This window comes from Nocardia sp. NPDC051911, from assembly GCF_040681035.1.
Lineage (GTDB): Bacteria > Actinomycetota > Actinomycetes > Mycobacteriales > Mycobacteriaceae > Nocardia > Nocardia sichangensis.
In genome coordinates this window covers 1-12,687 of sequence record NZ_JBFAXY010000021.1, presented here as the reverse complement: position 1 = coordinate 12,687, position 12,687 = coordinate 1, and the positions used below count along the sequence as shown (strand labels likewise).

The window sequence follows — 12,687 nt, the reverse complement described above, 5'->3', positions numbered from 1 at the left end:
ATGCATGAGTCATGCATGATGCTCGACTGGAGAACCTGCTCGGAGCAGCGGCGCTTGCGATCAACGACGTGATGCTCGCCGACGTGCACGGCGCCGGTGCGGTGAGCGGCAGTAGCGCGGCCGCCTTGGTGACGCTCATGGAATCGCCGGGCATCAGCGTCACCGACCTGGGCAAACGGGTCAGGCTGACGCAATCCGCGGCCGTTCGCATGGTCGATTCGCTCGCGGCCGCCGGACTGGTCGGCCGCTCTCCCGGCGCCGGACGGCTGGTCAGCGTGAACCTGACGCCGTCCGGCCGGGACACCGCGGACCGAATCCTCGCCGCCCGCGCCCGGTCGTTGGCCGAGCTGGTATCCGCACTCGACGACGCGGAGCGCGAAGCCATGACGAGCCTGCTTGCGAAACTGCTGGCCCGGCTGTACGGGGAGATCGGCGATTCGAATGTGCTGTGCAGATTGTGCGACCGCGCGGGCTGTACGCGATCCGCGGTGTGTCCGGTGGGACAGGCCGAGCGCGACCGGAAGGCCTGATCATGGGGACGCTTCTGGCGCTGATGTCCGCGTTGGGCTATGGCCTGTCGGATTTCTGGGGTGGAACCGCGTCCCGCCGAGTCGGATTCGCACGCGTGGCGTTGCTCGGTCAACTCGGCGGGCTCGCCGTCACCGCGCTCGCAGGCCTGCTGGTATTTTCCGCCGGGCCCCATCCCGCCGATCTCGGCTGGGGAGCGCTGTCCGGAGTGGGCACCGGTATCGCGATGACCTTCCTGTTCCGCGGAATCAGCCGCGGCGCGATGTCCGTGGTCGTACCGATCAGCGCCGTGGGCGGCGCCGCACTGCCGGTTCTGCTCGGAACCGCTCTGCTCGGTGAGCGTCCGGCGGCGTCGGTATGGGCGGGTATCGCGATGGCTGTGCCCGCGCTCTGGCTCGTCGCGGGCGGTGCGACCGGCACCGGTCCGAATGCCAGGGCCGCTGTCGGCGACGGGCTGATCGCCGGTGTCGGCATCGCCGTGCAATACCTCGCACTCGCTCGCGCCGCCCCGGCCTCCGGTATCTGGCCGGTGACCGCGGGCCGGGCGGCGGCCGTCGTTCTCGTCGCTGCGTTCGCATGGACGCTGGCATCCGGATCCTCGGATACCGCGCCAGGCCCTGGACATCGGACCGACCTCACAGCCGTGTTCTCCGGCATCCTCGCTGCCGCCGCGCTCGTGTCCTATCTCTTCGCCACGCGGACCGAGTACCTGGCCGTGGCGGTCGTGTTGTCCTCGCTCTACCCGATCGTCCCCGTGGTACTCGGCGTGACCGCGCTGCGGGAGCGATTGCACAGCAGCCAGATCATCGGGTTGGTCGCCGCCTCGGCCGCCAGCATTGTCATCGCCACATCGTGACGACGGACTCGCAACCTGGCTCTACGCCGTGCGCGGTCCCGTGGAGCTGTCCCGCATAGCGCCGCGCCGCTGAGTTCCGGGCAGCCGGGTCACGCCGTACCGGGTCGCAGTATCGCCGGTCCGTACCAGTGACAGACGAGCAGTGCGAGCTCGACGTCCAGCCGGTCTTCGGCGATGGGCTTGCCGCGTCGCGAAACCGCCCGGCCCACCCGGTATTTCACCGAGTTCGAGTGGAGGTCGAGCTCCGCGGCGGCTGCCTTGTAGCTCGATCCGGTGCGCAGGAAGACCTGGAGCGTGTCGCGCAGCCGCGCGTCGTTGTCGGTGTCGGAGGCCAGGTCGCCCAGCACGTCGCCGACCCATTCCCGGACTTCCGCGATGCTCTCACCGAGCAGGGCCGCGACCGACAATCCGGGGTCTTCGGCCGCGACCACCCGGTGTTCGGCGTCCGCCCCCGCCAGCGCTACGGTGCGTGCGTCCTGAGCCAGGCGATGAGATCGGCGGAACCCGGACAGGCCCGGGACCATCGTGCCGATCGCCACGTTCGGGGCGTCGCGTTGCGCGGCCGCGAATGCACGGATATCGGCGACGGCATCGGGTCGCGCCGAACGGTAGGGCAGCCACGCCCAGCCGCTCAGCTGATCGTCGGCGACGAAGAGGGGCTGCCCGGAGGTTCCCGTGGTCTCGGCCGACCCACGAACGAACCGTTGCAGCTCGGCCAGTTCGTCACCGTGGGCTTCCGTGTCGGGATACCAGACGATGAGCGCCAGGTGATGCCAACGCAGGGGATAACGGATCTGCTCGGTGGCGCTGTCGACGTCGACGGACTCCTTCCCCTTCAGTAGCTCGCGCACACAGAGCGCTCGCACACTGTTGCGGGTGTCCAACCACTGCTCCCGCTCTCCTTCATAGACCGCGACGACCTCCCGGATCACCTGGTCGAGGTAGGTGAAGAGCCGGGTGGCGATGGCCCGGCCGACGACGAATCGATCGACCGGCCCGACGTCGGCGGCCTGCAACTCGGCGAAGATCAGTTCGGTCGCCCGCCGTTGTCCGATGTGATAGGCGCGCACCAGGGCGTTGAGCGGGACGTCGCGCTGCGCCAGACGCTTCGTGTACTCCGTGCCCGCCGACGGCAGGTGGATGCGGGTGGCGGGGATGTCGTGACGCAGCGCGTACAGCAGGGTGTCGACGTTTCCCTGCACACTGGCCCCGAGCAGTTCGACGGTGTGGACATCCGCGCGCAGCTCGGGTATCTCTTCCTCGAGCGCGCTGTGGATGCTCGCGCTGATGTCCGTCACCCGCTCGTTCATGCGGGCGGCGATCGTCGCGACACAACGGTCGACCTCGGCTTCATCGTTGCGACGAGAACTCGTCACGAGCCGATCGTATTACCTCGCCGTGCGCGCGGCGGCGGATCTCGCCGGTCGATATTGTCTCCAGGCGACAAGACAGGCGACGAATTTGATCCTTGCGCGACGGTGGCGAGAGGAGCTCTGCTTCCTACCGTTGTTATCGAACAACTACGCCGTTGCCGAGGACATCGCATGATGCTTTCCACTCTTCCGGACCGTCGCGCCGCAGCCACCCCGCAGGCACCAGCCCTTGCCGCTGACGGCATCGAACTGAACAACAGCGAGTTCCTGTCCGCCGTCCAGCGTGCCGCGTCCCGCCTGCGCGCCGCGGGCGTCACGACCGGCGACGTCGTCGCGACCATGCTGCCCGGCGCCGTCGACCTGGTGGTGTCGCTGTTCGCGATCTGGCGCCTGGGCGCCACGGCCGCCGTGATCGACCCGACGGCGTCCGACGAGGAGGTGAGTCAGCGGATAATCGACGCGGACCCCGAGGTCCTCATCGTCATCGAGCATCCGTCGGCGATCGACGCTCCGGTCCGGGTCCTGCCCGCCGCGGCGCTCGGCGCGGCGGAACGCGACCCGACACCGGCGGTGCGGCCCGGCGGGGAGGCGCTGGCGCTGATCACCTACGGCGGCGGCATCCGGGCGATGCTCGATCACCGGAACCTGGAGGCCATGTGCCGATTCGTGATCGAGGTCTTCGCCCTCACCGATGCCGACCACAGCCTGTCGACGCTGCCGATGCGGCAGCTCTGCGGCATCTTGCTCGGCGCACTGTCGCCGTTGGTCGCGGGAGGTCGCACTACCTTGGCAGGCCCGCTGGACCCGGAATCGTTCCTGGAACGGGTCGAGCGAATCCGGCCCACCTACTCCTCCGCCTTCCCGAGCCTGTACGCGGCACTGACCGATCTGCCCGCCCGGGCGCGGTGGGACACCTCGTCGGTGCGTTTCGCCCTGTGCTGTGCGGCACCGGCCGGAAGTGAACTACGAAGCAGGTTCGAACACCGCTTTGGTGTACCCATCGTCAACGGATACGGGCTGAAGGAGGTCATCGCGCGGGCCCACGCGATCCGTTCACCGGCGGCAGGGGAGTCGCACCGCGCGTCCGTCGTGTCTTGACCCGCCACGGGTGAGCACCGCACGACCGACGTTCGGCTACCAGGGCAGGGCGCCGTCGGCGTCGAAGTATCCCCCCGTGGGGCCGTCCTGGCCCAGCCGCGCCATCCGCACGATGATCTCGGCGCCTTGCTCGACGCTCTGCAGGCCGGTGTTCCCGTTCAGATCGGTCTGGGTGAAGCCGGGCTCCACCGCGTTGATCCGGATGTTCGGAAACGCTTTCGCATACTGCACGGTGATCGCGTTGACCGCGGTTTTCGATGCCGGGTATGCGACGCCCGGGTAGGCGTACGCCCGGCTGCCGGGATCGCTGACCCGGGTCAGCGAGGCCAGCCCGCTGCTGACGTTCACCACGACCGGGGCGGTGGAACGTTGTAGCAGAGGGAGGAACGCGTGCAGGACGCGCACCGTGCCGAAGACGTTCGTCTCGAAGGTCTGGCGCATGAGGTCCGCGGTCACGTCCGCGGCGCCGATCACGGTGTTGGTCGCGGTGTTGGTCGCGGTCCATTCCGTGGCGATACCCGCGTTGTTGACCAGCACGTCCAGGCCGCCGTCGGCTTCGATGGCCGCGACGGCGGCCGCTACGGACGCGTCGTGGGTGACGTCGAGCTGGACTGTCCGTCCCCCCAACTGTTCGGCGGCCCGGCGTCCGCGCTCGACGTCCCGGCTTCCGAGGTAGACGGTGTGGCCCGCGGCGATGAGCCGGCGGGCGGCCTCGAAACCGAGACCTTTGTTCGCTCCGGTGATCAATGTTGTCGTCATGATCACGGACGCTAAATTCTAGAGCGTGCTCGAAGTCAAGCCGCAGCCGGAATCCGGTCCGCCACAGCAAGGTATGAGCATCGCCGAGGCCGCCCGGCGGACGGGGGTCAGCGTGCACACCTTGCGCTACTACGAACGCGCGGGCCTGGTCGTCACCCCGGTCGATCGCGCGGCCGGTGGCTGGCGGCGCTACCAGCAGTTGGACCTGGACTGGATCACCGTCTGCACCAAGCTGCGGGCCACCGGCATGCCCATCAAAACCATCCGCCGCTACGCCGAACTCGTCGCCGCCGGGCGCGGCAACGAATACGAGCGGCTCGCCCTCATGGAGGCGCATCGCGCCGAGGTGGCAGCCAAGATCGCCGAGTTGCACGAGAACCTCGACCTCATCGACCACAAGATCGACGTCTACCGCGGCAGGCTCGCCGTTGGCGACGCCGATCGGTTGTGGGCGCCCGACCGCCGAGCCGACGCACGCTGAGCAATCGGCTCCGAAATGCTTGCACCACAAGCCTAGTGGTCGAGCTGGGACAGGGCGAAGGCGGTGAGGAACCCGGCCACCGTGATCATTCCGACCCACAGATGGGCGTCCTCGAAGGCTTCCGGGATCATCGTGTCGGTGATCATGGCCAGGATCGCGCCCGCGGCCAGTGCGGTGATCGCGGCCAGCGCGGCGGGCGCGGCGTCACCGAGCAGTCCGTAGCCCGCCATGGCGGCCACACCGCTGATCACCGCTATCCCAGCCCACAAGCTGAACACGTAGCGCGGGCTGCGGTTCGCGCGGCGCATACCGGCCGCGCTGGACAGCCCTTCGGGAATATTGCTGATGAACACCGCGGCCACGGTGACCGCGCTGACGGTTTCGCCGCCGAGCAAACTCGCCCCGATGACGATGGACTCCGGTACACCGTCGAGCAGCGCGCCCAACGCGATGGCCGTGCCCGAGCCGGACTGCTCGGATTCGCTGGGTTGCTGGTCTCCCGAGCGCTTGCGGTGGCGAGCGCCGCGGCGGGCGAGGGCGACATTCGCCAGGGTGTAGATCCCCGCGCCGCCCACCGCGCCGAGGGCGGTGGGCGGCAGTCCGGCCTTCTCGTGCGCCTCGGCGATCAACTCGAACGACACCGCCGAAAGCAGTACTCCGCTACCGAATCCCATCACGCTGGCCACGATCTTCGTGGGAACGCGCGCCCAGAATCCCACGAGAGCGCCTATCAGCAGGGCGGATCCGGCCAGTAATCCCCATCCGCCCGCAGCCCACAACCCCGACACTCAACCGTCTCCTCACCGCTCGGAACGCGTCGACCAGCGCGGATCATCGCCGGCCACCTGTCCGAGCTACCCGCACCCGCCGGGACGGAAACGAAGCCCAGGAACAGCGGGGGAAGGGGCGGCGCATCGGGTCAGGGTGTGGCGGTGCGCGTCGCGGTGATCGCCACCGTCGTGTAGGGCAGGGTGAAACTCCCGCCCATCGCATCGATCGCCGCGCCGACACCGTCGAGCACTTGTGTCAGTTTGTCCTCCGGGAGGCGGGTCATGGAGCCGTGCGTCGGAAGTTGATCGAGCCACTCGTCGCGGGTGTAGGTGCGCTCCCACTGGAAACTCGATTCCAGTGGATCTTCGAATCGACCGGTCTCCCGGATGCCTTCGGCCGCTTTGTCCAGCATCTGCCGGTACACCTCCAAGGCTCGCGTGCCCGGCTGGAGGGTGAACGGCGAGTCGGGCGCCACCCGCCGGTACACCACGCCATACGCTTCCGCCACCTCGGTCGGGAGATGGAACACATGCCAGAATGCGGAGAGCACGCCTCGGGGACGCAGAACCTCCGCCGCTTTCGCCGCCCCCGCGACCGGATCGACCCAGTGCCAAGCCGTTCCCGCGATGACCGCATCGAAGACGCGGCCTGCGCCGTCCCAGGTTTCGAAGGTCGCCACGTCGACCTCCAACCCTCGGCCCCGTGCGAATTCCGCCATCCGCGGATCCGGTTCGACCCCCAGCACCGTGCAACCGGCCGCCTGGAACTGCCGGGCTTCGACACCGGTGCCGCAGCCGACATTCAGGACCGCGCGCCCGGGACTGATGGAAACGATGTGCTCTATCAGGGCTTCGGGATAGCTGGGCCTGGTCCGGTCGTAGCGTTCGGCATTCACCCCGAAGGACTCCGCGATCTGCCGGTGCCGGTGCGGCGTTTCCTCCGGCGAAGGTATAGTGGGCATGCGCCCACTTTAAATGGGCATGCGCCCACTCGGCAACGGGTGGGCCCGATCCGAACGGAAAGAGGCACCCGTATGCCCACCGGAGTCGCCCTCCGCGACGTGCGCGAGCAGTTGTTCGACGCCGCCGACCGGATCCTGCTCCGCGCCGGGCCGAGCGCGCTGACCAGCCGGGCGGTCACCGCGGAGGCGGGCTGCGCCAAAGGCGTTCTGCACCGGCACTTCACCGACTTCGACGACTTCCTCGCCGAACTGGTGACCGCCCGTATCGTCGAGATCGAGCGACGGGCTGCCGCTCTGCGGGAATCCGCCGGGAGCGGCGCCGTGGTCGAGCACCTCACCACCGCGCTGACGGACGTGTTCGGCCCGGTCACCACGGCCATCGTCGGCTTGATCACGTTCCGGGACGAATTGCGCGCACGCCTGCGCCGCGACCGGCCGACCGGCGTCCCCGTCCTCGCGGAAGCGACCGCCATGATCGCCGGGTACCTCACCGCAGAACGCGACCTCGGCCGGATCGCCGCGACCGCCGACGTCGACTCGCTCGCCCCCATGCTGATCGGGACCGCGCACCTGTTGTTCGCCGATCGGGACGCCGGTCCGCCCTCGCGTGAGGCGGTCGGCGGCGCGGTGAGCGCGGTCGTCGCGGGAGTACTGTCCGGCTAGTGCGAGCGCCGAGGTGAAGTCTCCGGCCCGGTGCTCGGCGTCGGAGCTCGGTCAGTGCGCGCCGAGCGCGTCGAGGATCATCGGACGCGCGGTCGCGAGTGCTTGCTGCCAGTAGGGCCAGGTGTGTGTCCCGTCGACGGTGTCGACGCGGGCGGTCATCCCGAGTTCCGCGAGCCGATCACGGAACATCTGGGCGGCGATCGTCGTCATCGACTCGAGGCCCATCGCGTTGACCGTGTTCCCGACTCCGAACGGCACGTCGAGCGGGCCGGGCAGCCCGTTGCCGGTCGAGACGTATATCGGCAGTCCGCGCAGCAATTCGGCCTGTTCGGTGGCGTCGTTGCGGCTCCAGGCAGGGTCCCCGACCGGCCCCCACATGTCGTCCACATTGAAATTGCCTTCGTCCCGCATGGCGGCGCGCATCGCTTCGTTCCAGAGCGGGAACGTCGGGTGCAGGAACCCGGAGAACGATCCGGCGAACTTGAACTGGTTGCGATGGTATCCGGCCAGGATCAGCGCGGCGTTGCCGCCCATGGAGGCGCCGACGACGGCATCGTTGGTTCGCGACACGCCGAACCGCTGGAGGTAGGCGGGCAGTTCCTGGGTGAGGAAGGTCTCCCATTTGTACGTCGTCTCTTGGCCGTTCGTGCTGCTCGGCTGGTACCAGTCGGTGTAGAAGCTCGAGTGGCCACCGACCGGCAACACCAGGGTGACGTTGTCGTCCGCGAATTGGGCCAAGGCGTCGGTATCGGTCGTCCACTGACTGTGGTCGGCGGGCGCGCGCAGGCCGTCGAGCAGGTAGAGCGCCGCGCTTCCGCCGCGGGCCGCCCATTGGACCTGGACTTTGATCGGTCCCATGCTGGACGGCACGGAGAGCTCGCTGAAACCGCGCGCCGGTGCGCGCAATATCGGCGCGTGGATCGGCGCGGCGGTAGCGACGGCTCCCCCGAGGGACGACATGAGCACGGCTGTTGCCATGACAGCGCCGGTCTTCCTCATTCGACCGCGAATACCCCGCTGTTTTCCGGACCGCGCCGCTGCGCCCACCCGCATACCTCCTACCCGTTCCTCGCTCGAAAACGAGATCCAATTCATTTGTAGTTCAGTACGATTCGCTTTCCCGGCATGCGCCTCCGCGCCCATGATCGCGAATTCATCCTACGTTGCGCCGTATTGGCTACCGGATCCATTCCAGTCAAACCTGGGAAGTCCGGGCTGCCCACCGGTGCGAGTGGTGTGGGCAGCGCACCGACGTCGGCCGGCTGCTGTGGCCCGGTCGGGCGACGAATCGCCGGTCGGGGAAACGCTGGTGAGCGCCTCGCTCTAATGGTAGCTCGACAGTTGCTATGCGACGGACCTTCGGCGTGTTCGAAATGCGGCGTGTCGCGACCGGGAGCCCAGTCGTCGGGATCCCGCAGTAGGACCGGGCCGTTGCGCGCTGCCGATCCGGTGCGGGGCGAGAATGGTCGCATGGCGATCTCGCTCGACCAGGCAGACTCGGTCCTCGCCGCGGCCCGCGAGGCGGCGACCGGACTCGGCGAGGCCGTGTCGCTGGCAGTGGTGGAACCCGGCGGAATCGTGGTGGCCGTCGCGCGGATGGACGGTGCGCCTGCGCGGGCGAGCGAAATCGCGAAACACAAGGCGGAGGCGGCCATCGCGCTGGGGTTCGACACCGTGCACGTGACCACCGCGCCGCGAGAACAGTCGCTGTTCGGCGAACCTCGGCGACCGGACGCCCACGCATTGGTGCCCAACGGCGGTGGCGTCCTCATCCGGATCCGCGGTACGGTCCTCGGTGCGCTGGGAGTATCCGGCGCGGCCTCCTCGATCACCGATCACAAGATCGGCGCAATCGCTGTCGCTCAACTGAATTGATCGCTCACTGCCCTCCATCCGGTGACACGGGCGCGTTCTTCGGCGGCAGCCCACCGGAAGCGATCGGACGGGGCTTGTCCTGCGCGCCTTCGAGGCCGCTGCGACCGAGGCGGGCATGCCCAGCGGTCAGGCGTCGAGCGCGCGCGGCTGCCGTCGCACCACCGGTGGCTCGGTGGACCACGGGAAATTGATCCAACGGTCGGTGCGCCGCCACACGTATTCGCTGTCGACTTCCGACCACGGCTTCTGGTAGATCACCGCACAGCGCACCTCGGCGACCTTGCCGGAACAGAAGTCGCGCACCAGCTTCAGGGTGGCGCCGGTGTCGGCGACGTCATCGGCGACCAGCACGGTGGCGCCTGCCAGATCCACCGCCTGCGGCACCGGCGGCAGCATCACCGGCAACTCCAGGCGCTGGTCGACGCCGGTGTAGAACTCGACGTTCATCACGTGCAGGTTCTTCACGTCCAGGGCGTAGCCGAGTGCGCCCGCCACGAACAGCCCGCCCCGCGCGATCGAGAGGATCAGATCGGGCTCGAAGCCGTCAGCGGCGATGGTCGCGGCGAGTTCCCGGCTCGCGGAACCGAACGACTCCCAGGTCAGTACTTCGCGATCCGTCACAGGCTCTCCCATCTCGCTGGCGCGACGCAGCGAGCATACGAGTGGCCGCGCAGGTTTCCCGGGCGGTTGCTCACTGCCATGGGAAGCCGGAGGCAAGATGGCCGGAAATCTCGATATCACGTCCGTATCTCTCGTCCGGCCTGTGTGTTCGCCGCCATACGCTCGAGCGCATGGACAGCCACTACGACGTGCTCGTCATCGGTTCCGGCTTCGGCGGCAGCGTCGCCGCGCTGCGTGCGACCGAGAAGGGATACAGGGTCGGCGTGCTCGAGGCGGGCCGGCGGTTCGCCGACCACGAGTACGCGAAGAACTCCTGGCATCTGCGCGAGTATCTCTGGGCGCCGAAACTCGGCTGCTACGGCATCCAGCGGATGACCCTGCTCAACGACACGTTCATCATGAGCGGGTCGGGAGTCGGCGGCGGGTCGCTGGTGTACGCCAACACGCTGTACGAGCCGCCGGAGAAGTTCTACCGCGACCAGCAGTGGGCGCACATCACCGACTGGCGTTCCGAGCTGGCGCCGTACTACGACCAGGCGAGGCGAATGCTCGGTGTGACCGAGAATCCGGCGACCACTCCGACCGATCGAATCCTGCGCGAAGTCGCGCAGGACATGGGCATCGGCGACACTTATCGCCGCACGCCGGTAGGGGTTCTGTTCGCGGACAACGGTTCTCGGCCGGGAAAGCAGGTCGCCGACCCGTTCTTCGGCGGCGTCGGACCGGCGCGCTCGACCTGCACCCACTGCGGCGAGTGCATGACCGGCTGTCGGCACGGCGCGAAGAACACATTGGTGAAGAATTATCTCTACCTGGCCGAAAAGGCCGGAGCCACGGTGCATCCGCTGACGACGGTGACGGACGTGCGGCCGCGACCGGAGGGCGGCTACGAAGTGCGGACGGTGCGGACCGGGCGGTGGGCGCGCAAGGGCGAGCGGACGTTCATCGCGGACCAGGTGATCTTCGCGGCCGCCGCGCTCGGCACCCAGAAACTGCTGCACCGGTTACGCGAGAACGGCAGTCTGCCGCACGTCTCGTCGCGGTTGGGGCATCTGGCCCGCACCAATTCCGAAGCCGTGCTGGCCGCGCGGTCGCTGCGCAAGGACACCGACTTCACCAAGGGCGTGGCGATCACCTCGTCCATCCACCCCAACGAGCACACCCACATCGAGCCGGTCCGCTACGGCAAGGGCAGCAATGCGATGAGTTTGCTGGCCACCGTGCTCGTGGACGGGCATGAGGGCAGGGCGCGCTGGTGGCTGGGCGTGCGGGAATTGATCGCGCACCGCCGCCACCTCGTCCGGCTGCACGACCCCCGCCGCTGGTCCGAGCGCAGCATCGGCGTGCTCGTCATGCAGAACGTCGACAACTCGATCGTCACCTACACCAAGCGCGGCTTGTTCGGCAGGCGCATGACGACCAAGCCGGGCGACGGCGCCGCACCGCCGACCTGGATTCCGGAAGGACACGAGGTGACCAGGCGCATCGCGGAGAAGATCGGCGGCCTGCCGCAGGGTGGCTGGACCGAACTGATGAACATCCCGATCACCGGCCATTTCATCGGCGGCTGCGCCATCGGCGACTCGGCCGAGTCGGGCGTCGTCGACGCCTACCACCGGGTCTACGGACACCCCGGCCTGCACATCACCGACGGCTCGACCATCTCGGCGAACCTGGGCGTGAATCCATCCCTGACCATCACCGCCCAAGCCGAACGCGCCATGTCGTTGTGGCCGAACAAAGGCGAGGACGACCTGCGTCCACCTCTCGGTACGGCCTACCGCAGGCTCGCGCCGATCGAGCCGAAGAACCCGGTGGTTCCGGTCGCCGCGCCCGGCGCGTTGCGCCTGCCGATCACCCCGGTCTGAGCGGGCGGAAAACCGGTCGCGTGCGGCCGGTCCCGGTGCCAGGATCAGCGCATGCCCCGCCATGTCGTCCTCGAACCGCTCGACGAAGCGTTGCTCACCGATCTGCTGCACACCGCGGTGGCCGACGCGCATCCTGGCGAGGTCATGCCGGTGGAAGCGCCGGACGCGAGCTGGAATGCCGACCGAGAGGCGGATTTCCGAGCCTTCCACCGCGGCCGCGCGCTGGCGGAGCAGCCCGTCGAGTCGACCTACGGCATACGGGTGGACGGCGAGGTGGTCGGCGCGGCACGACTGTGCCGGTTGCCCGCCTCGGACGGCGCAGCCGAGGCGGGAGTCTGGCTCGGCCGCTCCCGCCGAGGCACGGGAATCGGCACCGCCGTGTTCGCCGCATTGATCGAGCGGGCAACCGCCGAGGGCTACTCGGGGCTGTTCGTGAGCACGACGCCGGACAACATTCCCGTACTCCGCCTGTTGACCGCACGCGGAATCGACTACGCCCTGAACGGCAACGAGGCCACCGCTTGGATTCGCTGCGGCTGAAGCCAGTGTCTCCGCGACTGAGTGAAGCGAGACCGAGCATGCGCCGTTCGCGGCCCGGCTCGCGTCCGAGATGCGACTGCATGAGCGGCAAACCACGCGCAGCCCGGTCACTTCAACCGCGCGCGACGTCGCAGCATTGATACCGACGCGCCCCGCGCACCTGCACCACGTCTTTCGAGCGAAGCGAGACCGAGCATCCGCCGTTCGCGGCCCGGCTCGCGTCCGAGCGGCCGCCGCGTCCGCGACGAAGTCGCCAGCGGCGGTCGCTCGGCGCCGACCAGGACTCGGGCCCC

Annotated in this window: 14 protein-coding genes; 8 read left to right on the top strand and 6 right to left on the bottom strand. The window is 68.6% G+C overall.

Annotated features, from left to right (window positions below; translation table 11 throughout):
• Nucleotides 1-11: 11 nt before the first annotated feature.
• Nucleotides 12-530, top strand: a complete 519-nt coding sequence (locus AB0L97_RS24265) for a MarR family transcriptional regulator (protein WP_364433376.1) — start codon at nucleotides 12-14, stop codon at nucleotides 528-530.
• 2 nt (nucleotides 531-532) lie between these two features.
• Entirely contained in the window at nucleotides 533-1,384 is an 852-nt protein-coding gene (locus AB0L97_RS24260) for a DMT family transporter (protein ID WP_364433373.1), read from the top strand.
• 89 nt (nucleotides 1,385-1,473) lie between these two features.
• On the opposite strand, the gene AB0L97_RS24255 is transcribed toward AB0L97_RS24260, so the two are convergent.
• The gene (locus AB0L97_RS24255; protein WP_364433370.1) at nucleotides 1,474-2,760 is read right to left on the bottom strand and encodes a helix-turn-helix domain-containing protein; all 1,287 of its coding nucleotides are present in this window, start codon (nucleotides 2,758-2,760) and stop codon (nucleotides 1,474-1,476) included.
• 168 nt (nucleotides 2,761-2,928) lie between these two features.
• On the opposite strand from AB0L97_RS24255, the gene AB0L97_RS24250 reads away from it, so the two are divergent.
• Nucleotides 2,929-3,855, top strand: coding sequence for an AMP-binding protein (locus AB0L97_RS24250; RefSeq protein ID WP_364433367.1), 927 nt, complete (start codon nucleotides 2,929-2,931; stop codon nucleotides 3,853-3,855).
• 36 nt (nucleotides 3,856-3,891) lie between these two features.
• Here AB0L97_RS24250 and AB0L97_RS24245 read toward each other — a convergent pair whose 3' ends face one another.
• On the bottom strand, nucleotides 3,892-4,614 hold the full coding sequence (locus AB0L97_RS24245) for an SDR family NAD(P)-dependent oxidoreductase (protein WP_364433364.1): 723 nt from the start codon (nucleotides 4,612-4,614) through the stop codon (nucleotides 3,892-3,894).
• Between the two features lie 25 nt (nucleotides 4,615-4,639).
• On the opposite strand from AB0L97_RS24245, the gene AB0L97_RS24240 reads away from it, so the two are divergent.
• Nucleotides 4,640-5,095 carry a MerR family transcriptional regulator gene (locus tag AB0L97_RS24240; RefSeq protein ID WP_364433361.1) on the top strand — a complete coding sequence of 152 codons (456 nt, stop codon included), beginning with the start codon at nucleotides 4,640-4,642 and terminating at the stop codon, nucleotides 5,093-5,095.
• Nucleotides 5,096-5,127: 32 nt separating this feature from the next.
• Here the strand turns inward: AB0L97_RS24240 and AB0L97_RS24235 are convergent, their stop codons facing one another.
• The gene (locus AB0L97_RS24235; RefSeq protein ID WP_355080446.1) at nucleotides 5,128-5,883 is read right to left on the bottom strand and encodes a ZIP family zinc transporter; all 756 of its coding nucleotides are present in this window, start codon (nucleotides 5,881-5,883) and stop codon (nucleotides 5,128-5,130) included.
• 131 nt (nucleotides 5,884-6,014) lie between these two features.
• Nucleotides 6,015-6,827, bottom strand: a complete 813-nt coding sequence (locus AB0L97_RS24230) for a class I SAM-dependent methyltransferase (RefSeq protein WP_364433357.1) — start codon at nucleotides 6,825-6,827, stop codon at nucleotides 6,015-6,017.
• A gap of 72 nt (nucleotides 6,828-6,899) precedes the next feature.
• On the opposite strand from AB0L97_RS24230, the gene AB0L97_RS24225 reads away from it, so the two are divergent.
• Nucleotides 6,900-7,490 carry a TetR/AcrR family transcriptional regulator gene (locus tag AB0L97_RS24225; RefSeq protein WP_364433354.1) on the top strand — a complete coding sequence of 197 codons (591 nt, stop codon included), beginning with the start codon at nucleotides 6,900-6,902 and terminating at the stop codon, nucleotides 7,488-7,490.
• A 51-nt stretch (nucleotides 7,491-7,541) separates the two neighbouring features.
• On the opposite strand, the gene AB0L97_RS24220 is transcribed toward AB0L97_RS24225, so the two are convergent.
• Nucleotides 7,542-8,468, bottom strand: coding sequence for an alpha/beta hydrolase family protein (locus tag AB0L97_RS24220; RefSeq protein ID WP_355080442.1), 927 nt, complete (start codon nucleotides 8,466-8,468; stop codon nucleotides 7,542-7,544).
• A 492-nt stretch (nucleotides 8,469-8,960) separates the two neighbouring features.
• Between AB0L97_RS24220 and AB0L97_RS24215 the strand changes: the two genes are divergently transcribed.
• Nucleotides 8,961-9,365 (top strand): heme-binding protein, encoded by a 405-nt coding sequence (locus AB0L97_RS24215; RefSeq protein WP_355080440.1) that lies wholly within the window; start codon nucleotides 8,961-8,963, stop codon nucleotides 9,363-9,365.
• A 126-nt stretch (nucleotides 9,366-9,491) separates the two neighbouring features.
• On the opposite strand, the gene AB0L97_RS24210 is transcribed toward AB0L97_RS24215, so the two are convergent.
• Complete coding sequence (locus AB0L97_RS24210) at nucleotides 9,492-9,998, bottom strand: phosphoribosyltransferase (RefSeq protein WP_355080438.1); 507 nt, start codon at nucleotides 9,996-9,998, stop codon at nucleotides 9,492-9,494.
• Between the two features lie 158 nt (nucleotides 9,999-10,156).
• Here AB0L97_RS24210 and AB0L97_RS24205 point away from each other — a divergent pair, with 158 nt between their 5' ends.
• Together AB0L97_RS24205 and AB0L97_RS24200 are read left to right on the top strand one after the other, a co-directional pair.
• Nucleotides 10,157-11,854 (top strand): GMC family oxidoreductase, encoded by a 1,698-nt coding sequence (locus AB0L97_RS24205; RefSeq protein WP_364433347.1) that lies wholly within the window; start codon nucleotides 10,157-10,159, stop codon nucleotides 11,852-11,854.
• Nucleotides 11,855-11,905: 51 nt separating this feature from the next.
• A complete protein-coding gene (locus AB0L97_RS24200) occupies nucleotides 11,906-12,394 on the top strand; it encodes a GNAT family N-acetyltransferase (protein WP_356965253.1) in 489 nt (162 codons plus the stop codon).
• The last annotated feature ends 293 nt before the right edge of the window (nucleotides 12,395-12,687 follow it).